Here is a 22,629-nt window from a genome sequence, read left to right as displayed (position 1 = left end):
GCGCTCGCCCGGCCCGCCGAGGCATCAGCGATCAGGCAGGCAGGTCGGCCACCCGGGCGGCGACCGGGCCGAACAGGTCGCCGATCGTGGTCAGGGCGGCGGCGTGCACGGCCTGCCGCGAACCGCCCGCGGGCGGGAGTCAACGCTCTAGGTGTACTCCCCAGGGAGGTTGGTGACGCGGCTGATGGGTGGCTGGCCTTTCAGGGCGGTGTGTCCGCGGTGATGGTTGTACATGTGCAGCCAGGGATCAAGTGGGCCGGGCGGCGATCCGGGCCGGCCCCCACCGGCGGGTCACCCGCAGCTTCACGATCCGCCGCTCGGTGTGCTGGTCGGTGCGGGTGGGGCCGCCTGCACATGAACGACCCGATTTTCGGACGAGCAATTGGTTCCCTAATCCACCCCCTACGTCGCCGGCCGCCGCCCCGACTGAACAGGGTCGGGATGGCGGCCCGTGACTGTGATGAGGCGGCGGTTACTCGAAGATCAGTCCCACGCCCGGGACGCACTTGGGCTTCTTGGGAGCCCAAAGGAGGCCGTCGATGACCGTCGGAGTCTGCAGCGGTCCATCAGACAGATTGAGTGGCGACTCATCGAGTTCGCGGTCGGCCATGCCCGCCGCTCCCTATCGCCGGTAGCGGCCGGCCCAGCGCCGGGCGGTAGTGACCGCGACCTGGAAGCGTTCGGCGAAGCGGGCCCGGCAGGTGCGGGGCTGGGCGCCGAGGCGGTGGATGTGACGCCGGTCCCGGCGGCCCGGATGGCGGGACTGGCCCGCTAGGGCAAGGCGACGGCGACCCTCACGGAATCCTCTCCCGCTTGCCCGACCATGCCGACGGCGCTCGCCAGACCGCCCGGCGCCGAACCACGGCGACACAACTCTGTCTATCGCAGACCTCGGAAGCCGTCGCGCATCCGGCGGACGTCCTTCAGCCGAGCCTCGTAGGTCGCCCCGATCAGGACCAGCGCCGTGCCTCCCGCCGCCACCGGAACCCAGCGAGGCACGGTCGTCACAAGTTGCGCGATCCATGGCGCGAGCTCGTGCACGGCGACCGCGGCCAGCGTGAACCCTCCGAGCGCTACGGGCGCCTGGAGCCGTGACCTCGCACCAAGCAACAAGACCACGAACGACGCGACTCCAAGTGTCAAAGGGCGGAGCCAGCCCCCGGGCTGCGCATAGACCGCCAGGAGGCTCGGAAACAAGGAGAAGGACAGGCACGCGCCGTAGGCCGGCCACGACGACGACTCTCGTGCCCGCCGCCAGCCGATCGCGAGCAGCACCAGGGAGAACGGCACCGTGTAGGCCTCCACCAGCTCGACCCGCTCCGCCAGGAGCCGAGTCCAGCCGGCCAACAGCAGAAAGGCGGTTCCGACGTACCCGGCCACCCGCCGGTCCGGCCGTAGAGCCGTACCGATAGCCAGGACGCCGGCCACAGCGCAGGCCAGGCTGAACATCGGCAGATCCACAGCCAGAAACAGACCGGCCGACCCGAGGGCGTATCCCGCAATCTCCACCGTCACCCGCGGCCTCGCCTTGAGCAGCGCCGCGACGATCACGGCTACGCCGGCCACTCCGAGGAGGACGAAGGTGACGAATCGCGGCTGGAGGTCGGCAGCGACCCACAGCGCGACCGCTTCACCACCGATCAGGAGCGTCGCCGTCGCGGCGGCACCGGTGCGTACGGCCGTCGTACGGGCGACGGGGACAGTCACCGCGGCCGTGACGGCGAGGACCCCCAGCACGATCAACGTGGCCGGCTCGGACACGAGCGCCCATGCGCATACTTCCAGCGCCGCCGCGAGCGCCAGAACGCTCGCCAGGGCGGTCCTGGCCGAGATCGCGGCGAGACCGACCGCCAGCACCAGTTGTACGGCTATCGCCGCCGGATACGGCAGGTCGAGCGCGACAGGGCAGACGACCACGGTCACCGAGGCGAAAGCCAGCGCGACGACGATCAGCATATGAGGCCGGGCGCGCGAAACGGCGTCGTCCGTCCTGCCACGCCGCACGAGGAAGAGCGTGAGGACCGCGTAAACGAGTGCGAGCGCCGCGAGCACGACCAGGTCGGGCGGCCCGGCGACTGACGGCGCACCCAGTGCTTCACGGACTCCCATCGTCCCGATGCCGCTCCAGACCTCGCCCTGGTCCAGTGGCCCAGTCAGTGCGACGAGCACCGGCGTTGCCACCGGCGTCGAGAGCAGAGCTGTCGCGATCGCAGCCGTGACAGTGGCCGTGACCGCAGCCTCGACGACCGCCGCCCTGAGCGGGGCCGCCTTGACCGCTGAAGCCGTACGGGAGGCCAGAACGGCAAGCACGGTCACGGACAGCCCGGCGAGAGGCGCGGGCGCGACCGCCCAAGGGCTCTCCAGAACCATGCGAGTGGGAACCGTGAGTGCCGTGATCAGCGTGATCGCCGAAACCGCGGCGAGCGCTACCGACCATGGCCTGGTCGCGCGAACGGCGATGACCAGCCCTGCCGCCACGGCGACGATCAGCGCGCCGGACAGCGGCCAGGCACTACGCGGTTCGTACGTTTCCAGCGATTCCGCGAGCCCGATCGCCACCCCGAGCGACCACGTACACCCGAAGCAGACAGCGAACATCCTCCGCCACCCGACCAGCCAGGCCGTCGCGTCGGCGCAAGCGGTGGCGAGCAAGGCCGCGACGATCCAGAAGGTGCCCTCGTCGAACGCCAGCACCGCGAGCGGAAACTGCGCCAGCCCGACAGCCACGGGGATCGGCAACCTGAGCCGGGCAAGCCGACCATAGGTCGCGAGAGCCACGGCAACGACCCCGGTGAGCCCGGCCGTGTAAGGCTGAGGACGAATCGCGTCGAGACCAGCCAGCCCGACCTGCCAGGCAGCGTAACCATCCAGGAACAGCAGCGCCAGGCCGAGCATGGCCAGGGTCTCCGCCGTCGTGGCCAGGCCACGTCGCTGTAACGGGATCGGGGCCGCGAGGACGAGCCCGGTCAACCCGAGCAGAATCGCCGCCCGGCCACCGAAGCCGAGGTGCCCCCAGCTCACCGCCGTGAACACGATCGCCGAGACGACCAGCAGGATCCCGCCGAGTGCCAGTAGCAGGTTCTGTACTGCTTTCACCGACAGATCCCTCGGCCGTCCGGGGCTGGGCGCAGGTGGCGGCACGGCGCCGGAGGAGCCCTCGGCCTGGTTGGTCCTGGTACGGGTGGCCCGCAACGCCGCGACAAGCTCGTTCCGCCTGGCCGCTAGCTGCGCCTCACGCGTCCTGAGGTCGGAGAGTGCCAGCTCGACCCGCCATAGTTCGCCGGCGACAGCGCCGCGCAGCGGCAGCGCGCAGGCCGGGAAGGCCACGTGGGGACCGGTGAGAGGCTCACCGCAGTCCGGACAACAGGGATGTGCACCGGGTTGCATTACAGGAGGATCCCGTACCCCGATCATCGTCGCCATGCGCCGGACTACTCAGCTGCTCCTAGGTAGGGGGTGCCGTCGAGAACCCTGAGATGAGCCGCCAAACCTACTCTGAGCTGGGATTTCCGTCCAAACGTCGTCGGTGGCGTTCTGTACGCCGCGAGCCGCGACCGCCGGCGCGTTCAGGGTCTCCGCCTCGACATGCGGGTGCCGCTGCAGCTGCTGCGGGCCGGCGTACAGCTGGCGGCCACGGGGTCGCCAACCTCGTCACACCACCCGAGGGGACGTCTACCGACGCGCGCCTGGGCGGTCAGATTTTTCGGTGAGGTTGAGGCTTCTCCCGCGCAAGGGAACGTGATATGGATCATAGAGGAAACCGGAATTTACTGCCGGTTGAGGAGGTTTCGTCACCTCGTGAGGTTCTTCCCGGTGATCGTGTGGCTCGTCGAGCGACTGCACGTCGACCTGTGCCGCCTGAACAGTCACCTCTGTCTCTGAACGCAGTCACCACTCCCTTCCCCTCACCTCGCATGCCGCCTCGGCGTCAGCATGCCCTTCTGCCGGAGTCTCGTTCGTGAAGAAACTCTCCTTCTCCCTGCAGTTGCTGCTCGGTCTGGTGATAGGCGCCGCCCTCGGGTTCGTCGCCCGCGCCGGTGACATCACCTGGCTCACCACCACCCTGACCGAAGTCGGCAAGATCTTCGTCCAGCTCCTCAAGCTCGCGGTCGCGCCGCTGGTCTTTACAGCGGTCATCGTCAGCGTGGCCAACCTGCGCAACGTCAGCGGCGCCGCCAGGCTCGCGGGCAAGACGCTGCTATGGTTCCTGATCACCTCGCTGATCGCGGTGGTCTTCGGCATCGGTCTCGGCCTGATCCTCAACCCGGGCCAGGGCGTCACCATCTCCACCGCGGGGGCGAAGGCCGTCGACCTGGAGGGTGCGGGAACCTGGCTGGACTTCCTGACCGGCATCATCCCGACCAACATCGTCACCGCCTTCACCGAGCTCAACGTCCTCCAGATCGTCTTCCTGGGGGTCGTCCTCGGCGCCGCCGCCCTGGCGATCGGCGAGAAGGCCGAGCCGTTCCTCGGCTTCAGCCGGTCCGTCCTCGAGCTGGTCCAGAAGGCTCTGTGGTGGATCATCAGGCTGGCCCCGATCGGCACCGCCGGTCTGATCGGCAAGTCGGTGGCCAGCTACGGCTGGGACCTGCTCGCCCCGCTCGCCAAGCTCAGCGCGGGCGTGTACATCGGCTGCCTGCTGGTGCTCTTGGTGAGCTACCCGCTGCTGCTCGCCTTCGTCGGCAAGGTCAGCCCGCTCACCTTCTATCGCAACGCCTGGCCCGCGATCGAGCTGGCCTTCGTCTCCCGCTCCTCAGTCGGGACCATGCCGCTCACCCAGCGGGTCACCACCGAGCGCCTGGGCGTGGACCGCGACTACGCCGCCTTTGCGGTGCCTTTCGGGGCGACCACCAAGATGGACGGCTGCGCCGCCATCTATCCCGCGCTCGCGGCGATCTTCGTCTCCCAGGTGTTCGGCGTCCATCTCGGCGTGGGGCACTACCTGCTGATCGCGTTCGTCTCCGTGGTCGGCTCGGCCGCGACCGCCGGTTTGACTGGCGCGATCGTGATGCTCACTCTGACCCTGAGCACGCTGGGCCTGCCCCTGGAGGGCGTCGGGTTGCTCCTGGCGATCGACCCGATCCTCGACATGATCCGTACCGCGACCAACGTCGCGGGGCAGATGGTGGTGCCCGTCCTGGTCGCCCGTTCCGAGGGTCGTCTCGACGAGGTAGTGTTCAACGCCCCACCGCAGCCTCTGGACGAAGCCCCCGCCGCGGTTCGTCCCGCGTCGGGTCCCGAGCCTGCTCTCACCTGAGCCTCCGTCCCGTCTGCCGGCGGCGATGGCCTCGCCCGCGACTCCGAGTCGTGGGCGAGGACCGTCCGCCCGCCGTCGACGGGCATGGCACCGGTTTCGTCTGCCGCACCCCGCCCGACTTTCGCCGTGCCTGCGTAAGAATGCGCAACCGGTGATCGGGGCAGCAGGAGAGCGCGCCTTTGGCGACACCCATGACCGCTGCTACATGGCGGCGCTGCTGGTCCCCGACCACCAGGCGCATCCGACCGTCTCGACGGCCTGGGTTGGTGGCGGCTACGGAGCCGGAGGGGGTGCGGGCGTAGTAGGACAGTTCCCTGTCGTCGGTGTGCCGGCCGACGGACAGGGCAATGTCGAAGCCGAGCTCGCACACTTGCTGGTAGCTCTGCACGAGGTCGTTGAGCTCGCGGACCTGGATGTCGGGTGCCGCATCAACCCTCGCGGGAGCGGTGCGCGCGGACCTTGTGGCGGTTGCCGCACCGCTCCATGGAGCACCAGCGCCTGCTTCCAGGGCGTGAGGTGTCGACGAAGATGAGGGCGCAGTTGTCCCCCGCGCACTCCCGCACGCGGTCCGCGTACGGGCCGGTGAACAGCTCGATCGCGTCCCTCGCGGCGGTCGCGACCACCTGGCCTCCGGTCGCCGGGACGGCCCAGGACCGCAGCCCGTCCGCCGTCATCACGGGTGTCAACGGGGGCGCCGACGCCGCCAGGTTGACCGCGTCCACGTCCGCCTGCCGCGGTGCGCGTCCGTGGACGCGGTCGCCGGCCAGCCCCCACAGGGCGGTGCGCAGGGCTTTCGCTCCGGCGAGGTCGACAGCCGTCGTGTCCAGATCCTGCAGGCCGAGCCGGGACACGGCGGCCCATCGGGCCAGGTCGGCCGGCTCGTGCAGCGTCTCGTAGTGGGCGTAGACGCCCACGCCGCCGCTGACCAGGAACTCCAGGCAGAGGGCTCCCGGATCGAAGCGGAAGGAGGCCCCGTGGCGTGGATGTAGCGTCAGGCTCATGTAACCAGTATAAAGGGTTACATGACTCTCGAATGGAAGCTCGTCATCGACTGTGCCGACCCGCACGCGCAGGCCGCGTTCTGGGCGGAGGCCCTGGGCTATGAGGTGGAGGACAACAGCGCGGTGGTCGGCCGGCTCCTGGCCGCCGGCATCGTGGGGGAGGAGGCGGTGACCCCCGACCACATGGCCTTTCGGACGCTGCGGGCCGTTCGGCACCCGGACGACCCGGTCGATCCGGACAGCGGCACCGGCCTGGGCCGCAGGATCCTCTTCCAGGCGGTCCCCGAGCCGAAGGCCGGCAAGAACCGCCTGCACATCGACCTGCACGCGGGCCCCGAGCGCAGGGACGCCGAGGTGGACCGGCTCAAGGCGCTCGGCGCCACCGTGCTGCGCACCGTCCAGGAGCCCGGGGGCCACCACGTGACCATGGCCGACCCTGAGGGCAACGAGTTCGACGTGCAGTGAACCTCTACAGCCAGCCGTTGTGGCGGGCCAGGCGGGCGGCCTCGATCCGGTTCCTGGTGCCGGTCTTGCCGATGGCCGACGACAGGTAGTTGCGCACGGTGCTCTCCGACAGGTGGAGACGGGCCGAGATGTCGGAGATCGTCGAGCCGTCGGCCGCCGCGGCGAGGACGTCCCGCTCCCGGTCGGTCAGCGGGCTCGGGCCGGTGCTGAGCGCGGCCGCCGCGAGGACGGGGTCGATGACCCGCTCGCCGCGCAGCACGCGGCGGACGGCGTCGGCGAGATCCTCGACCGGGCCGTCCTTGACCAGGAACCCGCGCGCCCCGGCTTCCATGGCGCGGCGCAGGTAGCCGGGCCGCCCGAACGTCGTGAGGATGAGCACGGCGCAGCCGGGCAGGCGCTCGCGCAGGTCGGCGGCGGTCTCCAGCCCGCCGCGGCCCGGCATCTCGATGTCGAGCAGGGCCACGTCGGGCCGGGTGCGCAGGGCGGTGTCCACCACCTCGTCGCCGTGGCCGACCTGGGCGACGACCTCGATGTCCTCCTCCAGGCCGAGGAGCAGGGCCAGCGCGCCGCGCATCATGCCCTGGTCCTCGGCCAGCAGCACCTTGATCACTGACCGTCCTCCTTCGCGTACGGCACGGCCACCCGGAGCAGGAATCCTCCGTCCGACGGGGCCGTGGTCTCCACGGTGCCGGCGGCGGCCTTCACCCGCTCGCGCAGGCCGATCAGCCCGTTGCCGTGCCCGTGGGCCTTCTTCGGCGGGCCGTCGTCGCGGATCTCCAGCACCAGGAGCCCGTCGTCGTCGCGCAGGCCGATCTCGCACGCCGACGCACGGCTGTGCCGTACGACGTTGGTCACGCCCTCGCGCACGGCCCAGCCGAGCAGGGCGTCGGTCTCGGGATCGGGCCGTACGGAGGAGGTGCGGACGGTCGCCTCGATGCCGGCGTCCGCGAGCGCGGCGCGGGCGGAGTCGAGCTCGGCGGTGAGTCCCCTGCCGCGGTAGCCAGTGACGGCGGCCCGCACCTCGGTCAGCGCCTGCCGTCCGATCTGCTCGATGTCGGCCGCCTGCCCGGCCGCCGCGTCCGCGTCCACCCGCGACAGCCGGCGTACGGCCTCGGCCTTGACGACCATGACCGAGAGGGTGTGTCCAAGCAGGTCGTGCAGGTCGCGGGAGAAACGCAGCCGCTCCTCGGTCACCGCGGCCCGGGCGAGTTCCTCGCGGGTGGCCTGGAGTTCGCGGATGGCCTCCCACAGCCGGATGATGATCGCCGGGATGAGGCCCGCGGTGAACGTGCCCCAGATCAAAGAGAGGACGCCGGTGAGGGATGCGTCGGCCCCTACGGCCACGGCCAGTGCGGCGGCGCACTCGGCCATCAGCATCACCGGCAGGATCTTGCCGCGCACGGCGATCCCGGTGGCGACGGCCAGCATGACGATCAGGTAGAGCCAGTTGTGGCGGAACCCGGCGGCGGACGCCAGGACCACCACCGCGAGCAGCCCGAGCACCGGCAGGGCGCGCCGCCGGTCGGCGAAGGCGAAGTGCGTGGTGACCACGTAGAGCCCGGCGGCGGCCAGCGCGGCCGGCCAGGCCAGCCAGAGGGGATGGGACCGGCCGTGCGCGATGTCCCACACGGGCGCCGCCGTCGCGGCCGCCCACAGGTACATGCCCTTGGCGTCGGGGCCGCGCTCGCCCTCCCTCAGCGGGTCCATCCAGGTGTCGCGTTCGCTCGTCATCGGCACAGAGGATGTCACACCGGTCAGGCCCGGCGCCCGGCGCGGCGGTAGCCGTACACCGCGTAGACGGCGAAGACGAGCAGCCACGCCGACAGGAGGGCGCCCTGGCGGAGGGTGGGGACGTCGCCGAACGCGATCCGCCAGGACAGGCCGGCGTAACTGTTCGACGGGGTCCACTCGGCGATCGCCCGCAGCCAGGACGGGAACTTCTCGACCGGCACCCACAGGCCGCCGAGGATGGCCAGCGTCAGCATGGTCGCGATGTTGGCCATCGCCGCCGACTGGGCCGACAGGCGGTAGCCGTTGCCGAGGCCGAGCAGGGAGAACGGCACGGTCCCCGCCCACAGGAGCACGACGATGGCCAGCCACCGCTGCGGCGCGAGCGTGACGTGGTTGACCAGCACGCCGGCGAGCAGCACGGCCGCGATGCTCGGCACGACGCCGACGGCGCCGCTGACGACCTTCCCTGCCACGACCTGGGCGGGGGTCAGCGGGGTGAGGCGCAACTGGCGCAGCCATCCGGCCGCCCGGTCGTCGGCGATGCCGCTGCCGTTGTTGAACGCACTGCCGAGCGCGCCGTACGCGGCCATGCTGACCATCGTGTAGATCGCGGCGTCGTGCCGGTCGCCGGGGGCCAGGCCGAGGTTGGTGAAGACGAGGTACATGACGACCGGCATCACGATCCCGAAGATCACGTAGCCGCCGTCGCGCATGGTCCTGATCAGTTCGAGCCGTACGTATCCGAGCATCACACACTCTCCGTTTCGCTGGTCAGCGCGACGAAGGCGTCCTCCAGGTCCGCGGGGACCACCTCCAGGTCGCGTACGGCGCCCGCGCGGGCGAGGGCCATGACGGTGGCGTCGGAGTCGCCGCTGCGCAGATGGACCCGGCCGCCCCTGATCTCCATGTGGCGCACGCCCGGCAGGGCCGCGAGCCAGGCGGACTCGCCGTCGGCGGACACGCTCACCGTGGTCAGCGCCGCCGCCCGCTTGATCTCCGCGCTGGTGCCGTCGGCGATCACCCTGCCGTGGCCGAGCACGACGACGCGGTCGGCGTGCTCGTCGGCCTCGTCCAGGTAATGGGTGCTGAACAGGATGGTCTTGCCCTGGCTGGCCAGCCCGCGCATGCCGTCCCAGAACTCGCGCCGGGCCTCCACGTCCAGCGCGGCGGTGGGCTCGTCCAGGACGATCAGGTCGGGGTCGCCGCACACCGCCATGGCGAACCGCACGCGCTGCGCCTGCCCGCCGGACAGCCGGTCCACCCGGCGGTCGCACAGGTCTGCGATCCGGGCGAGCGCGAGCACCCGGTCGAGGGGGAGGGGAGCGGTGTAGGTCCCGGCCACGAAGGCCAGCAGTTCGCGGACCGTGACCCGGGGGATCAGGCCGCCCTCCTGCGGCATCGCGCCCACCAGGCCCTGCCGTACGGCCTGCTCGGGGTCGAGCCCGAACAGCGCGGCCCGCCCGGAGTCGGGCGGCAGGAGCCCGAGCAGCAGCGCGATGGCGGTCGACTTGCCCGCGCCGTTGGGGCCGAGGAGGGCCACCGTCTGGCCGCGGGGGATGGCGAGCGTGAGCCCGTCCACGGCCCGTACGGGGCCGAAGCGCTTGGTCGCCGAGGTCAGGGCCACGGCGTCGGAGGTTTTCGTGGTCACGGGGACGACGGTAGGCGGGCGCCTCCGGCCCAGGTAGATCGATCGATACGGCCCTGGGCAGGACAAATGTCCCACCCAGGGAATCTACAATGTAAAGGCGTCGGCTGGTCAGGCCATCTCGGCGAGGAGCACGGCCAGCTCGCCGGGACGGGAGAGCATCGGCCAGTGGCCGGTGGGCAGCTCACGCAGCTCCCACTCCGGCTTGCTGAGCGGCGCGAACGCCGGATGCCCGGTCGCGATCAGCTCCTTGACCTGCGCGAGCGGGAACGAGCAGCTCACCAGCGTCTTCGGCAGCGCGGCGAACGCGGCGGCGGCGTCGCCCAGGGCGAGGGGCCGGGTGATCGTGCCGAGCGGCTGGTCGGTGGCCCGGGCGGCCATCAGCCCACGCTCGCGCTCGCCCAGCCCCTCCAGGCTCGCTCCCGACTCCTGCAGTTCGTCCCAGGAGGGCATGGGGTAGCGCCAGCCGTCCACGACGCGCTTCTCGACGAACTCCCGCCCGGTCAGGTCGAGCTGGGCCATGCCGTCCGGCACCGGGCCGCTCTCGACGTACACGACCCGGCTCACGCGGCCGGCCGCACGGGCGGCGGCCCCGGTGACCGCGGCGCCGCTCCCGCTGTGGCCGACGAGCACGACGTCGCGCAGATCCTCGGCCTCGACGAGGCCGGTGATGTCGCGGATGTGGGTGTCCAGATCCAGGGCGGGGGAGGCGAGGTGGGCGCGGTCGGCGAGGCCGGTGAGGGTCAGGGGGTGGACCTCGTGCCCCATTCCCCGGAGGGCGGCGGTGACGTCCCGCCACGCCCACGCGCCGAGCCAGAAACCAGGGACAAGTACGTATGTCGTCATGCGTCGACGCTAGAGCCGAATCAGGGCAGAATCGGTCCTGTTATGTCGACCAATCGCGTTCTCGCCTTCCTGGAGTTGCTGCAGGCCCGGCCGGGGCTCACCGGTCCCGAGCTGGCCGAGCGCCTGGAGGTGGACGTGCGGAGCGTGCGCCGCTACGTGCGCAGGCTGGAGGATCTCGGCATCCCGGTGCAGGCCGAGCGGGGACGCTACGGCGGCTACCGGCTCATGCCGGGATACCGGCTGCCGCCGCTCATGCTGACCGGCGACGAGGCCACCGCCGTCGTGCTCGGGCTGCTCGCGGGCCGCCGCGTGGGCCTGACGGTGGGCGAGGGGGCGGCAGAGAGCGCGCTCGCGAAGATCCAGCGGGTGCTGCCCGACGCCCTGCGCGACCGGGTCGGCGCCGTCGAGGACATGGTCGGCCTGACCGCCCGCTCCGCCACGACCTCCCGGCCGAGCGGCGCCACGCTGCTGACGCTGGCCGACGCGGCCCGCCGTCGTCTCCGCGTACGGCTGGCCTACCGGTCGTACCGGGGACAGGACAGCGAGCGGACGGTCGATCCCTACGGGCTGGTGTTCCACTCGGGCCGCTGGTATCTGACCGGCCACGACCACCGCAGGGGTGAGGTGCGGACGTTCCGGCTCGACCGGATCGGCCGGGCGGAGACGACGGAGGAGGAGTTTCCCGCCCCGGGGGAGTTCGACGCGGTCGCCCACGTCATGGAGTCGCTGGCCGGCGTCCCGTACCGGTACGAGGTCGAGGTGGTGCTGGCCACGACGATGGAGGATGCGCGGCGGCGGATCCCGCCGACGGTGGCGGCGCTCACCCCGGCGGACGGCGGCGTGCGGGTGACCGGCCGCGCCGAACGGCTGGACGGCATGGCCCAGCTGCTGGCGGGCCTCGGCGTGCCGTTCACCGTGGTCGGGCCGCCGGAGCTGCGCGAGGAGGTGCGGGCGTTCGCCCGTCGTCTGCAGGAGTGGGCCGGTCAGGCCCCGAGGCGCTGACTGCCGATGACGGCGAGCAGACGCAGCTTGTCGTGGCTCTCGGTGCCCGGCGTGGCCGTGTAGACGAGCAGCGACTGCGACTGGTCCGGGTCGAGCAGCGTCTGGCACTGCAGTTCCAGCACGCCGAGCTCCGGGTGCAGCAGCCGCTTGGTGTCCGGGTGCCCGAGACCGACCTCGTGCCTGTCCCAGAGCGCGGCGAACTCGGGGCTGCGGCCGAGGAGGTCGCGGGTGAGAGCGGCGGCGCGGGAGCGGGGCCCCTCGCGCGTGGAGACCTCCCGCAGCAGGGCGGTGAACACGCGTCCGTACCGGGGATGGTCGTCCTCCAGGTAAAGGCGCCGTTCGGCCGGGTCGGTGAACCACCGATAGAAGACGCTGCGCGCCAGACCGCTGAAGACGGTCTGGTCGCCGAACAGGGCGACGGCGGCCGGGGTCTGCCGGAGCGTCTCGCCGAGTGCGGTCGTGACCAGGGCGGGTGTGTCGCAGAGCCGGTCGAGCACCCGCATGATCCCCGGGTTCACGTGGTCGCCCCGCAGCGCCCGCTGAGGTGCGTTGTGCCCGGCGAGCCGGAAGAGGTGGTCGCGCTCGGCGAGGGTCAGGCGCAGCCCGCGGGCGATCGCGGCGAGCATCTGCTCCGACGGCTGCGGCCCTCTCCGGCGTTCCAACCGGCTGTAGTAGTCGCTGGACATGCCACAGAGGGCGGCCACCTCCTCGCGGCGGAGCCCGTCGGTGCGCCGGCGCGGCCCGCGGACCATCCCGACGTCCTCGGGCTGCAGGGCCTCCCTGCGCCTGCGCAGGAAGTCCGCCAGTCCCTCGCGGTCCACCCTCGGTCTCCTTGCCTCTCCCGTCCCCGCTCATCCTTCCGTGCCGGTCGCCGCGTATCCACGGCCTGCCGATCCCCGGATACGCGGGCCCCGGCTGCGTGGGCCGAGGCTGCGTGGGCCGTGGACATGTGAGCCGTGGACATGTGGGCCGTGGCAGCCCGGCGCGCGGCCCGGTGAACTGAGCGCGACGGCCCCGCCGGGGGCCGTGTCCCCGATGACCAGGAGCTTCCATCATGACCTCTCAGCGAATCGCCCTCATCACCGGTGGCAACCGGGGCCTCGGGCGTGCCACGGCCCTCGCCCTCGCCGAGCGCGGCGTCGACGTCGTCGTCACCTATCGGGCCGGCAAGGACCAGGCCGAGGAGGTCGTCGAGTCCGTGACCCGGCTCGGCCGCACCGCGGCGGCGCTGTCGCTGGACACCGCGGTGGTGGCCGGATTCGACGGCTTCGCCGACGAGTTGCGCCGCACCCTGCGCGAGCGGTGGGACCGGGACGAGTTCGACTACCTCGTCAACAACGCCGGCATCGCGGTCACCGCGGCGTTCGCCGACACGACCGAGAGTGAGTTCGACGCCCTGACCGACGTGCACTTCAAGGGCGTCTTCTTCCTCACGCAGAAGCTGCTGCCCCTCATCGCGGACGGCGGCCGGATCGTCAACCTGTCGACCGGGCTGACCAGGTTCGCGAGCGTGGGGCAGGCGGCGTACGCGTCGGTGAAGGGCGCGGTGGAGGTGCTGACGCGATACCTCGCCAAGGAACTCGGGCCGCGCGGCATCACGGTCAACACCGTCGCCCCCGGCCCGGTCGGCACCGACTTCGCGGGCGGCGTCATGCGGGACGACGCGGGGTTCCGCGCCATCCTCGCGTCGCAGACCGCGCTGGGGCGGGTGGGGGAGCCCGCCGACGTCGGGGGCGCGATCGGCGCCCTGCTCGCCGATGAGAGCGGCTGGATCACCGGTCAGCGCGTCGAGGTCTCCGGCGGCATCTTCCTGTGACCGTGGCCCTGGAGCCGCCGGCGGTGCTCCGGACGGTGCTCCTGATCGCCCGTGACGCGGTCGCCCGCCTGTGGTTCACCCGTTCTGGCCGAGGCGTGCCGTCAGTCCGTCCGGCGTACGGCTGACGTCGAGCGCGGCGGCGTCGAGAGGCCCCGGCCGTTCCCCGGCGTCGTGCTCGCCCGTCCCGGCCGGTCCGTGCGTGAGCGGGTCGCCGGGCGGGAGACCGCGCCGCCGGGCCACCAGACCGGACAGCAGGTCCTCCCACCGGGCGCCGATGACGTCGAGGTCGTAGCGCGCGGCCGTCTTCAGCGCGTTGGCGCCCATCCGGCGGCGCAGGTCCTCGTCCTCGATGAGCGTGCAGATGGCGTCCGCCATCGCGTGGATCTTCTCCGGCTTCACCAGCAGCCCGTCGTGGCCGTGGCTGATCATCTCCTTGGGGCCGGTCGGGCAGTCGTAGCTGACGACCGGGACGCCCTTGCTCATCGCCTCCAGGATGACCATCGGCATGCCCTCGTGGCGGGAGCTCAGCACGAGCATCGACGCGTCATCGAGGACGGCGCCGACGTCCTCGGCCGGGCCTTCGAGGAACACCCGTTCGGAGAGCCCGCGCTTGTCGATCGACGCCTGGAGCTTCTCCTGCCGGGGGCCGCCGCCGTAGATCCGCAGCGTCCAGTCCGGGTGCCGCGCCGCCACGTGCGCCCACGCCCGGATGAGCAGGTCGTAGCCCTTGCCCCAGGTCAGGCGGCCCACGGTGACGACGGTCTTCGCGGTGAGCGGAGAGACGCCGCCGTTCAGGCGCGGCGTCGCGTTGGGCACCTGCGCCAGCACGGCGGGGCGGTCCCTGCGCGTCTTCTCGAAGGACCGCTCGTAGGTGCGCAGGTCGGCCTGCGTGAGGGTGACGACCGCGTCGTGCCTGCCGTACCTGCGGGTGATCTGCTTGCGCACCAGCGGCTGGTGCGAGGACAGGTTCCCGTGCTCCTGCGCGACCGTGATGATCTCCGGGGGCGCGAAGCGCGCGGCGATCAGGTTCAGGCCGGGCCGGGTCCCGATGAGGATGCCCCGGCGGCGGGAGCGGATGTAGCGGACCAGCTTGAGGTCGGTGCGCAGGGTGAACCAGTGGTAGGCCGCCTCGTCCTTCGGCACCAGCCTGCTCGGGAACCGCGACAGCAGGCCCTTGCGGCGGGGCAGCCGGTCGTCGAGGTAGCGGACGCGCACTCCGGGAGGGACGGGGAGGAAGGGCTCCTCGCGTTCCCGTACGACGCTCACGATCTCGACGTCGTGGGTGCGCGCCAGATAGCCGGCGAGGTTGAAGACCGTCCGGATCGTGCCGCCCATGCCGTTGGCGTGCAGCAGCAGGATGCGGACCTCGTGACCGTCGGGCGGCGGCGCCGACCGGGCACGCTGCCGGTCACGGGCCTCCAGCGCCCGTACGACCGCCCTGGCCGCTTTCCTTGCCACCCTGCGGTGAAGAGAAGACACAGTCACGCCCCGTTCGTGTCAGACGAAGATCCCCTTCCCTATGACGTAATCGGCAGTGTCCGCGTTGTTGTGAACTAGGTCACACAGTGCTTGGAAAGCCGATATATGGCTGTCCGTTTGCTGGGGGCGTCCTCCAGAAAGGTGGGCACCTGGTGCACGCCGACCTGCTCGAACACGCCTTCAGGGAGATAGGAGCAGGCGCGGTCCGGAACCCCGATAAGGACATCGCCGCCGGCCCGGGACAGGAACGGGGTGACCCGCCGGGCCAGCGGCTCCTCGTAGTAGACGTCCCCGGCCAGCACGACCTGCTGGGGCGGCGTCCCGTCGAGCAGGTCGCCCCCGGCGACCCGCACCGCGACGCCGTTGGCGCGGGCGTTCACCCTGACCGCCGCCAGCGCGTAGGGGTCGACGTCGTTGGCGACGACCAGGGCGGCACCGGCCAGCGCGGCGGCGACCGCGACCAGCCCCGAGCCGGTGGCGAGGTCGAGGACGGTGCGACCCCGCACGATCTCGGGGTGATCGAGCACGTGACGGGCCAGCGCCTGCCCACCGGCCCAGGGACAGGCCCAGAAGGGCAGCCGCCCGGCGCGCTCCCACAACTCGTACATGCGGTCGTCGCCGCCCGCGTCCGGCACGGCACCCGGAACGGCGCCCGGCGTGATCAGACGCAGCCGGACCTCCGGCACGTACGGCACGGCCGCGAGCCTGGTGTGCGCGCGGACGAAGTCCTCGGCGTCCTCGGCGTCCTCGGCGTCCTGGGCGTCGTCCTCCACGGCCGCCGATCGTATCCGCACGGACACGCGTCCGGGGCTACAACCGCAAGGAGGGCCGGAACGCGCCGTCGGAAAGGGGCGCACGTCATAGGTCCGGCGCGCTCGCGGCCCCGTCCAGCCCCCCGGAAGACCGGGTCCTCACATCTGGATGTCGCCGGAGACAGTGGAGGCCGGGGTGGTGAGGATGCCGTCGAACGCCTCGAGGACGGGGGTGTGCACGTAGGCGCTCTGTATCCGGATGCGGTCGGGGCCGGGGACCTCGTGGCGCGCCCGGCGGAGATCGGCGATGCTCAGCCCGAGCCCGGCATCGGCGAAGGCGGCCTCGATGCTGCCCTGCTCGGGCGGCTCCAGCTTGGTGTTGTCGACGGCGAACCCGAAGCGTGCGTTCTCGTCAGGACGCATGTCGGCAGTGTGTCCGGTGATGCTGCTCAGGGCGAGGGCGACGTAGTCATCACCCAGGGAGTGGTAGAGGTGCTGTCCCATGGGGAGCCCGGTGAGGTGGCCGTTGAAGGAGACCGGCGTTTTCTGGATGTGGGCGTTGTGGGCCGCCAGCACGATGCGGGTCCCTGGTCCGAAGCGCTCCAGGTGCCACAGGACCGACCCGGCCATGTAGACGTCCCGGGCCGAGGTGTCGGCGGTCAGGCCGGTGCCGGCGTACAGGCCGGCCATGGCACGGAAGCCGTAGTCGGCGTGGCAGGCGGCCTCGAGCCGGCGCAGGGCGATGTCGTAACTGTGCCGGTCGCCGCGGGAGACGTACAGCACCTCGACGGCGCGGAACCGGATGAGCAGGCGCATCAGGATCGCGCTGAGAGCGTCCTGTTCAGCGGCGGCCAAGCGGGTCCAGGCCGGCGCGGCCGAGGCTGCGGACGCCCCGGCGAACGACTCGGCGATCCGCATGGCCTGCTGGACCAGCGGGAGGGCCTCGGGGTCGATCTGGCGCAGGTAGTCGGCGACGGGGGCCAGGGCGGGCAGCAGGGAGCCACCGGCCGCGGGGATGTCGATCCCGGCGAAGCGCAACGGCGCCTCGGCGGTGGCGTTGTGCCGGCGTATCCAGCGCAGCGGCTCTTCGACTCCCACGGGAATGGCCGCGGCGAGCTGGGCCGCCAGGTCGTCGTCCGTCCCCTGGCCCTGGGCCCAGGCGTCGAGGGGGAAGCCTTCGCTGAAGCCGTACTCGAAGGCCAGGACGGTGAAGCCGCAGCGTTCGGCCAGGAAGCGCAGGAGGCGCTGGCGCAGCAGCGAGAACTCGGTGATGAAGTGGGAGTTCTCACCGATCGCGACGACGCGCGCGCCGCCGATGACCTCGCGCAGCGGCTCGAGGTCGTCGAGCGGCGCTGCCGGGTCGAGGTGAGTGAGCGGGACGGCATGGGCGCGAAGCCAGCCGGCGAACGGGTTGTGGGGGGACGAGGCGGGCATTCTGATGACTCGATTCCGAACGAAGTGCTGGAACTCTGAAGCGGCTGGATTATGAGTGAGAAGACGCCGGCGCCGCCTTCTCCAGGTCGTCGATGCTTCCGGACATGATCGTGCGCAGATGTTCGGTGATGTGCTGGAGCGGCCAGTCCCACCAGGCCAGGGCCAGGAGGCGCTCGACGTCCGCGTCGCTGTAGCGGCGGCGGATGAGCCTGGCCGGGTTGCCGCCCACGATGCCGTAGTCGGGGACGTCGTCGACGACGACGGACCCGGAGGCGATGATCGCTCCGTGGCCGATCCGTACGCCCGGCATCACCATGGACCGGTATCCGAACCACACGTCGTTGCCCACCACGGTGTCGCCCCGTCCGGGCAGGCCGGTGATGAGGTCGAAGTGCTCCGCCCAGGAACCGCCCATGATGGGGAAGGGGAACGTCGAGGGGCCGTCCATGCGATGGTTGGCGCCGTTCATGATGAACCGCACGCCCTCGCCCAGCGCGCAGAACTTCCCGATGACCAGTTTCTCCGGCCCGTAGTGGTACAGCACGTTGCGGGTCTCGAAGGCGGTCGGATCATCCGGGTCGTCGTAGTAGGAGAACTCTCCGACCTCGATCAGCGGTGAGGTGATCAGCGGCTTCAGCAGCACCACCCGCGGTTGCCCGGGCATCGGATGCAGCACGGTCGGGTCGGCCGGCACAGTCGGCATCACCAGTCGTCTCCTTCCCGGCGAACGCTTGGGAACAACATTGATTACTCCACTATTGCGACAGTTGGTGCGTTAAGATCCTGCCACGCCGTCGTCTCACCGAGCAACCGGACCACCAGCCATGACTTCTTCAGCACCACAACCGGGCAGCGCCCGGCCCGTGCCACCGCACCGGCGCCGTCCCGGCGGCCGCACCGCCCGTATCCGCAGGCAGGTGCTCGACGCGGTCCTCGCGGAGCTCGGAGAGCACGGTTATGACGGGCTCACCATGGACGCCGTCGCCGCCCGCTCGGGTGTGCACCGCGCGACGGTGTACCGGCGCTGGGGAGACGTCGGCGGCCTGCTCGCCGACGTCCTGGACGCGGCGGGCGACGACGCCTGGCAACCCCCGGACACCGGCTCCCTGGAGGGTGACCTGGCGGCGCTGAACCACGAGATCCAGGACGCGCTGACCGCGCAGCCGCCGATCATGGCGGCCCTGATCGCCGCCTCGTTCCGCTCCGAGCAGGCCGACCACGCCCAACGGCGGCTCTGGGAGGACCGGTACGCCCGCTGCGAGGTCATCGTCCGCCGGGCAGTCGAGCGCGCCGAACTCCCGCCGCGCACCGGCGCTCGGCGACTGCTCATCGCCGCCACCGCGCCCCTGTATCACCAGCTGGTGCTTCTCCGCACGCCACCCGATCCGGACCTGCCCGGCCAGGCGGCCAGAACCGCGGCCCTCGCCGCATCCGCCGGCGCCTTCGCCGAGCCCCCGCCGGTCGGCGACACCTGACGGGCCCGGTCCGGCCGCCCGGCCGATCCGCATCGGTACGCGCGCTGCTCGACCACGGACCAGGAGCCGGAAAGCCGCTCGGTGGCGTTGTGCGCGCCGGGTGCACGCGGATCTCCTCAGAGAAGATCTCCGCGCGCGGGTGAAAGCGCGGCCACCTAAAGGAGCGTGAGCTGTTCGGGCGTCGTGGCCGGTGCGGGCGGGGGGAGGGGGCGCTCGCCGGGCCGGTGCCCACGGGCGCCGCGAGCCCCTGCTGCTCGATCGCCGCGCGGGGCCGACCGGCCGATGCCGTGCTCGCGGGCGAGCGCGCGCACGGCCTGACCGATCCGTTCCTGGTACGCCTTGGGGGCGTAGGCGCCCCGGCCGTACAGCTCCAGGTAGCGGGGGACGAGCCGGGGGTGCTCGCGCGACAGCCAGGCCATGAACCACTCGCGCGCGCCCGGCCGCAGGTGGAGCACGATCGGTGTGATGTGTGTCGCGCCGGTCTCGGCGATGCTGCGCACGGTGGTCTCCAGCGCCCGCGGGGAGTCGCAGAGATAGGGGAGGATCGGCGCCATGAGCACGCCGCACGGGATGCCGTGCTCGTTCAGGGTGGCGCACACCTCCAGCCGCTTGCGCGGCGAGGGCGTCCCCGGCTCGACGGCCCGCCACAGCGACTCGTCGGTGAATCCGACCGAGACGGCCGTGCTGACGTCGGTCACCTCTGCCGCCTCGGCGAGCAGCCCGAGGTCGCGCAGGATCAGCGAGCCCTTGGTGAGGATCGAGAACGGGTTGCGGGCGTCCCGCAGGGCCGCGAGGATGCCCGGCATCAGCCGGTAGCGACCCTCGGCCCGCTGGTAGCAGTCGACGTTGGTCCCCATCGCGACGGGGTGCCCGCCCCACCGGGGCGCCGCCAGCTCCCTGCGTACGAGGTCGGGGGCGTTGACCTTCACGACGATCTTCGAGTCGAAGTCCCGCCCGGAGTCCAGGTCGAGGTATTCGTGCGTCCTGCGGGCGAAGCAGTACGTGCACGCGTGGGTGCAGCCACGGTAGGGGTTGATCGTCCATTCGAACGGAACCCGGCTGGCCGAGGGAACCCGGTTGATGATCGACCGCGCCTGGATCTCGTAGAAGGTGACGCCACGGAACTCCGGGGTGTCGAAGGTCCGCGCCACGGCCGACCGGGCGAACAGGGGCGTCGTCTCGCCACGCCTGCTGTCATGCCCGCTGTCCCCCGTGTCCGTACCTACGTCGAGGCGCAGCCCGTCCCATCGCACCTTTCGATTAGAACAGAGGTTCGATGGAGATCGCAACGTGCAATGCGTCGTAAATCGCGGCCCTGGAAACGGCTAACGATCTTCATCGTTGGGCAGAACGTCGGCACATACCTTGCGTTCTGGGAGAGTTGCGCGATGGCCTGGTCGCAGGACGAAGAGCGGATGCTGGCGATGATCGAGCAGCATCTCACCGACGAGGACCCGAAGCTTGCGGCCAGACTCGAGTCGTTCAACGGCCGTGCGGGGCGAGGGCGACAGGGGCGGGGCGCGGGCCGCCACCGGCCGGGCCGCTCCACCGTGATCATCGCGGTGAGCTGGCTGCTCATCGCCACGTTGATCGCGACCCTGCTGGTCATGGCTCTGCGGCACGACGCCGCCGCGCTCCCCGTCTAGCGGCGCTACGCGGCCGGTGACGGCGCCCGTCATGTGCCGGCGCAGCCGGGCTCTGTCCGGACGAAGGGCGTGGTTTCGGCCAGTCGGTCGGCAAGGAAGCCGAGTTTCGTAAGACGTTCACCGAGGTCCCACCGCCGACCCGCCTCGCCTACCTGTCACTGATCGACTTCGTGCCCGGCCACGAGCGGTACGAGCACCTGACGACCATCGACATCGAGCCCGCGGGCGACCGCACGAATCTGCTCATGACGGTCGATCCCCTCCACGACGAAACCCGGACGCGGCAGCACCGCGCCCATCGCGGCAACGAGCTCGACAACCTCGAGGCCGCGATCAGCCGCCGCACCATGTGAAGGACGGGCCGGGGGAGCGCGGCGCGCAGCGCGGGGACGGGCTCGCCCTGACCTGACGTCAGGACAGGGACTTGAGGAAGTGCGCGGCGATCGGGGCGGCCACCTCGCCGCCCATGCCGCCGGCCTCCACGACGACGGCGAAGGCCAGGTCGCCGCGGAATCCCATGAACCAGGCGTGCGAGTCGAGTTTGGGTCCGGTGCCGAACTCGGCGGTCCCGGTCTTGCCCGCCGTCCCCGCGGGCAGTCCGGCGGCGTGGGCGGTGCCCTTGCTGACGACCGCCCGCATCATCGACCGCAGGCTCTTGACGACCTCCTCCGGAAGTTCCTTGGGAGCGGTCTTCTGCTCCAGCGAGGGCACCAGGGTGGGCGGCCGCCAGGAGCCGTCGGCCACCGCCGCCGCCACGGTCGCGATCACCAGCGGGCTGGCGGTGATCCTGGCCTGCCCGAACGACTCCGCGGCGAGCTCGGCGTCGCTGGTGGCCTTCGGCATGCTGCCGGGGGTCGCCGGGACGCCGATGCGCAGCGGCCGGTTGAAGCCCAGGTCCGTCGCCAGGTCGTACAGCTTGCGCGCGCCCAGCTTCTGGGCGGCGAGCGGGGCGAACGTCGTGTTGCACGAGTGGGCGTAGGAGTCGAGGAACGACAGCGACCCGAACGCCTCGTGGTCGGAGTTGCGGATCTTCAGCCCGCCGACGACCGCCTCCTTGGGGCAGGTCACCCGGCTCGACGGGGTCAGTCCCTCGGCCAGCAGCCCGGCGGCCGTGACCGTCTTGAACGTGGACCCGGGGGCGTACTTGCCGTCCAGCGCGCGGTTGAAGCCGCCCCTGTTGTTCACGACGGCGAGGATCTCGCCCGTCGAGGGTTTGACGGCGACGAGCGAGGTGGGTTTGTCCAGGTCGCGCACCGCGTCGGCGGCGGCCTTCTGCACCTTCAGGTCGAGGCTGGTCCGCAGGTCCTTGCCAGGGGAGCCCTTGACGGTGTGCAGGGTCTTCCGGCTCTGACCCACCGCCTGGATCTCGGTGGTGGGGGTGCCGGCGAGCTGCTTCTGGAACGTCTCCTGCAGGCCGCCGCGGCCCACGGCGTCGCCCTTCTTGTAGGCGGTGCCGAGTTTCTCGACGTCCTCGTCCTTCGCCTTGTCCAGGTAGCCGACGAGCTGCTGCACCGAGCCGCCCACGTCGCCGCCGTCGATGCGGTCGCCGTCGGCGTCGGTGACGCGCGCCCGCTGCGGCCACGACGTCTTCAGCGCCAGATGGTTGGTCCCGTCGAGCGCGGGGTGGACCGCGGACGGCGACCAGTCGACCTTCCAGTAGTGGTCCTTGACCACGAGCTTGAGCGAGCCCTTGTAGGTCCAGTCGCCGACGCTCTTCACCGTGGCCGTGGCGGTGTAGGAGGCGGTCGCCCGGTCGTCCTTCGCCCCGCCCGCCCGCACGTCGCGGACGGCGACCTTCGCCACCCCGAGGTTCTTGGTGAGCTCGGCGTACGCCGCGTCGAAGCTGGCGGCGGGTGAGGCGAGCTCGGCCTTCATCGCCGCGAGGTCGCCCCTCGACCAGGCCGCGGTGAACCGCGCCGCGGTCTCCTGCGGCGTGCCGCGTGTGTGCAGCACGTAGTAGGCGCCACCGGCGGCCGCCCCGGCCAGTACAACGGCCACGGCGGCCGAGATCGCGACAGTACGTCCTCGCGGCACGCGCACCCCCAATGACGGCCCTGCGGTCGGGACCAGAGCCTAGCGG

21 protein-coding genes are annotated in these 22,629 nt (G+C 71.4%); 7 read left to right on the top strand and 14 right to left on the bottom strand.

Annotation, left to right across the window (positions count from 1 at the left end; all coding sequences use genetic code 11):
• Positions 1-879: 879 nt before the first annotated feature.
• Positions 880-3,327, bottom strand: a complete 2,448-nt coding sequence (locus ACQEVJ_RS23335) for an SCO7613 C-terminal domain-containing membrane protein (RefSeq protein ID WP_433104316.1) — start codon at positions 3,325-3,327, stop codon at positions 880-882.
• A 631-nt stretch (positions 3,328-3,958) separates the two neighbouring features.
• Here ACQEVJ_RS23335 and ACQEVJ_RS23330 point away from each other — a divergent pair.
• Complete coding sequence (locus ACQEVJ_RS23330; RefSeq protein WP_433104314.1) at positions 3,959-5,257, top strand: dicarboxylate/amino acid:cation symporter; 1,299 nt, start codon at positions 3,959-3,961, stop codon at positions 5,255-5,257.
• Between the two features lie 428 nt (positions 5,258-5,685).
• On the opposite strand, the gene ACQEVJ_RS23325 is transcribed toward ACQEVJ_RS23330, so the two are convergent.
• Positions 5,686-6,258, bottom strand: coding sequence for a CGNR zinc finger domain-containing protein (locus ACQEVJ_RS23325; RefSeq protein WP_433104312.1), 573 nt, complete (start codon positions 6,256-6,258; stop codon positions 5,686-5,688).
• A 21-nt stretch (positions 6,259-6,279) separates the two neighbouring features.
• Between ACQEVJ_RS23325 and ACQEVJ_RS23320 the strand changes: the two genes are divergently transcribed.
• Positions 6,280-6,723 carry a VOC family protein gene (locus tag ACQEVJ_RS23320; RefSeq protein ID WP_433104310.1) on the top strand — a complete coding sequence of 148 codons (444 nt, stop codon included), beginning with the start codon at positions 6,280-6,282 and terminating at the stop codon, positions 6,721-6,723.
• Between the two features lie 4 nt (positions 6,724-6,727).
• Here ACQEVJ_RS23320 and ACQEVJ_RS23315 read toward each other — a convergent pair whose 3' ends face one another.
• From ACQEVJ_RS23315 to ACQEVJ_RS23295, 5 genes are all read right to left on the bottom strand, one after another.
• Positions 6,728-7,333, bottom strand: coding sequence for a response regulator (locus ACQEVJ_RS23315; protein ID WP_433104308.1), 606 nt, complete (start codon positions 7,331-7,333; stop codon positions 6,728-6,730).
• Positions 7,330-8,454, bottom strand: a complete 1,125-nt coding sequence (locus ACQEVJ_RS23310) for a sensor histidine kinase (protein WP_433104306.1) — start codon at positions 8,452-8,454, stop codon at positions 7,330-7,332. The genes ACQEVJ_RS23315 and ACQEVJ_RS23310 overlap by 4 nt, the downstream gene beginning before the upstream one ends.
• A 23-nt stretch (positions 8,455-8,477) precedes the next feature.
• Positions 8,478-9,203 carry an ABC transporter permease gene (locus ACQEVJ_RS23305; protein ID WP_433112928.1) on the bottom strand — a complete coding sequence of 242 codons (726 nt, stop codon included), beginning with the start codon at positions 9,201-9,203 and terminating at the stop codon, positions 8,478-8,480.
• Positions 9,203-10,102 (bottom strand): ABC transporter ATP-binding protein, encoded by a 900-nt coding sequence (locus ACQEVJ_RS23300; RefSeq protein WP_433104304.1) that lies wholly within the window; start codon positions 10,100-10,102, stop codon positions 9,203-9,205. Before ACQEVJ_RS23300 ends, ACQEVJ_RS23305 begins: the two co-directional genes overlap by 1 nt.
• 108 nt (positions 10,103-10,210) lie before the next feature.
• Positions 10,211-10,945, bottom strand: coding sequence for an alpha/beta fold hydrolase (locus tag ACQEVJ_RS23295; protein ID WP_433104302.1), 735 nt, complete (start codon positions 10,943-10,945; stop codon positions 10,211-10,213).
• A 42-nt stretch (positions 10,946-10,987) separates the two neighbouring features.
• Here ACQEVJ_RS23295 and ACQEVJ_RS23290 point away from each other — a divergent pair, with 42 nt between their 5' ends.
• Positions 10,988-11,947 (top strand): helix-turn-helix transcriptional regulator, encoded by a 960-nt coding sequence (locus ACQEVJ_RS23290; RefSeq protein WP_433104301.1) that lies wholly within the window; start codon positions 10,988-10,990, stop codon positions 11,945-11,947.
• Here the strand turns inward: ACQEVJ_RS23290 and ACQEVJ_RS23285 are convergent.
• Complete coding sequence (locus ACQEVJ_RS23285) at positions 11,929-12,768, bottom strand: helix-turn-helix transcriptional regulator (protein WP_433104299.1); 840 nt, start codon at positions 12,766-12,768, stop codon at positions 11,929-11,931. The genes ACQEVJ_RS23290 and ACQEVJ_RS23285 overlap by 19 nt on opposite strands.
• 233 nt (positions 12,769-13,001) lie before the next feature.
• Here ACQEVJ_RS23285 and ACQEVJ_RS23280 point away from each other — a divergent pair, with 233 nt between their 5' ends.
• Positions 13,002-13,763, top strand: coding sequence for an SDR family NAD(P)-dependent oxidoreductase (locus tag ACQEVJ_RS23280; RefSeq protein ID WP_433104297.1), 762 nt, complete (start codon positions 13,002-13,004; stop codon positions 13,761-13,763).
• 75 nt (positions 13,764-13,838) lie between these two features.
• Here the strand turns inward: ACQEVJ_RS23280 and ACQEVJ_RS23275 are convergent, their stop codons facing one another.
• From ACQEVJ_RS23275 to ACQEVJ_RS23260, 4 genes are all read right to left on the bottom strand, one after another.
• Positions 13,839-15,221 (bottom strand): glycosyltransferase family 4 protein, encoded by a 1,383-nt coding sequence (locus ACQEVJ_RS23275; protein WP_433104295.1) that lies wholly within the window; start codon positions 15,219-15,221, stop codon positions 13,839-13,841.
• A 95-nt stretch (positions 15,222-15,316) separates the two neighbouring features.
• On the bottom strand, positions 15,317-16,042 hold the full coding sequence (locus tag ACQEVJ_RS23270) for a class I SAM-dependent methyltransferase (protein WP_433104293.1): 726 nt from the start codon (positions 16,040-16,042) through the stop codon (positions 15,317-15,319).
• Positions 16,043-16,153: 111 nt separating this feature from the next.
• The gene (locus ACQEVJ_RS23265; protein WP_433104291.1) at positions 16,154-17,428 is read right to left on the bottom strand and encodes an erythromycin esterase family protein; all 1,275 of its coding nucleotides are present in this window, start codon (positions 17,426-17,428) and stop codon (positions 16,154-16,156) included.
• A 49-nt stretch (positions 17,429-17,477) separates the two neighbouring features.
• Positions 17,478-18,131, bottom strand: a complete 654-nt coding sequence (locus tag ACQEVJ_RS23260) for a CatB-related O-acetyltransferase (RefSeq protein ID WP_433104289.1) — start codon at positions 18,129-18,131, stop codon at positions 17,478-17,480.
• A gap of 160 nt (positions 18,132-18,291) precedes the next feature.
• Here ACQEVJ_RS23260 and ACQEVJ_RS23255 point away from each other — a divergent pair, with 160 nt between their 5' ends.
• The gene (locus tag ACQEVJ_RS23255; RefSeq protein WP_433104287.1) at positions 18,292-18,903 is read left to right on the top strand and encodes a TetR/AcrR family transcriptional regulator; all 612 of its coding nucleotides are present in this window, start codon (positions 18,292-18,294) and stop codon (positions 18,901-18,903) included.
• A 155-nt stretch (positions 18,904-19,058) separates the two neighbouring features.
• Here the strand turns inward: ACQEVJ_RS23255 and ACQEVJ_RS23250 are convergent, their stop codons facing one another.
• Positions 19,059-20,156, bottom strand: coding sequence for an Rv2578c family radical SAM protein (locus ACQEVJ_RS23250; protein ID WP_433104285.1), 1,098 nt, complete (start codon positions 20,154-20,156; stop codon positions 19,059-19,061).
• A gap of 135 nt (positions 20,157-20,291) precedes the next feature.
• Between ACQEVJ_RS23250 and ACQEVJ_RS23245 the strand changes: the two genes are divergently transcribed.
• Both ACQEVJ_RS23245 and ACQEVJ_RS23240 read left to right on the top strand, forming a co-directional pair.
• Entirely contained in the window at positions 20,292-20,549 is a 258-nt protein-coding gene (locus tag ACQEVJ_RS23245; RefSeq protein ID WP_433104283.1) for a DUF3040 domain-containing protein, read from the top strand.
• A gap of 170 nt (positions 20,550-20,719) precedes the next feature.
• Positions 20,720-20,902, top strand: coding sequence for a hypothetical protein (locus ACQEVJ_RS23240; RefSeq protein ID WP_433104281.1), 183 nt, complete (start codon positions 20,720-20,722; stop codon positions 20,900-20,902).
• A 58-nt stretch (positions 20,903-20,960) separates the two neighbouring features.
• Here the strand turns inward: ACQEVJ_RS23240 and ACQEVJ_RS23235 are convergent, their stop codons facing one another.
• Complete coding sequence (locus ACQEVJ_RS23235; RefSeq protein WP_433104279.1) at positions 20,961-22,547, bottom strand: penicillin-binding transpeptidase domain-containing protein; 1,587 nt, start codon at positions 22,545-22,547, stop codon at positions 20,961-20,963.
• Between the last annotated feature and the right edge of the window lie 82 nt (positions 22,548-22,629).

Origin of the sequence: Microbispora sp. CA-102843, assembly GCF_050936215.1 — a bacterium.
In the GTDB taxonomy this organism is placed as follows: Bacteria; Actinomycetota; Actinomycetes; order Streptosporangiales; family Streptosporangiaceae; genus Microbispora.
The sequence above is the reverse complement of the archived record's forward strand: the minus strand, read 5'-3'. Positions and strand labels throughout refer to the sequence as shown.

What these genes read in the sequence shown, in the direction of transcription:
- ACQEVJ_RS23260 (WP_433104289.1), bottom strand. Translation starts at nt 18,131, where the DNA reads ATGCCGACTGTGCCGGCCGACCCGACCGTGCTGCATCCGATGCCCGGG.
- ACQEVJ_RS23265 (WP_433104291.1), bottom strand. Translation starts at nt 17,428, where the DNA reads ATGCCCGCCTCGTCCCCCCACAACCCGTTCGCCGGCTGGCTTCGCGCC.
- ACQEVJ_RS23310 (WP_433104306.1), bottom strand. Translation starts at nt 8,454, where the DNA reads ATGACGAGCGAACGCGACACCTGGATGGACCCGCTGAGGGAGGGCGAG.
- ACQEVJ_RS23325 (WP_433104312.1), bottom strand. Translation starts at nt 6,258, where the DNA reads ATGAGCCTGACGCTACATCCACGCCACGGGGCCTCCTTCCGCTTCGAT.
- ACQEVJ_RS23280 (WP_433104297.1), top strand. Translation starts at nt 13,002, where the DNA reads ATGACCTCTCAGCGAATCGCCCTCATCACCGGTGGCAACCGGGGCCTC.
- ACQEVJ_RS23305 (WP_433112928.1), bottom strand. Translation starts at nt 9,203, where the DNA reads ATGCTCGGATACGTACGGCTCGAACTGATCAGGACCATGCGCGACGGC.
- ACQEVJ_RS23245 (WP_433104283.1), top strand. Translation starts at nt 20,292, where the DNA reads ATGGCCTGGTCGCAGGACGAAGAGCGGATGCTGGCGATGATCGAGCAG.
- ACQEVJ_RS23295 (WP_433104302.1), bottom strand. Translation starts at nt 10,945, where the DNA reads ATGACGACATACGTACTTGTCCCTGGTTTCTGGCTCGGCGCGTGGGCG.
- ACQEVJ_RS23320 (WP_433104310.1), top strand. Translation starts at nt 6,280, where the DNA reads ATGACTCTCGAATGGAAGCTCGTCATCGACTGTGCCGACCCGCACGCG.
- ACQEVJ_RS23290 (WP_433104301.1), top strand. Translation starts at nt 10,988, where the DNA reads ATGTCGACCAATCGCGTTCTCGCCTTCCTGGAGTTGCTGCAGGCCCGG.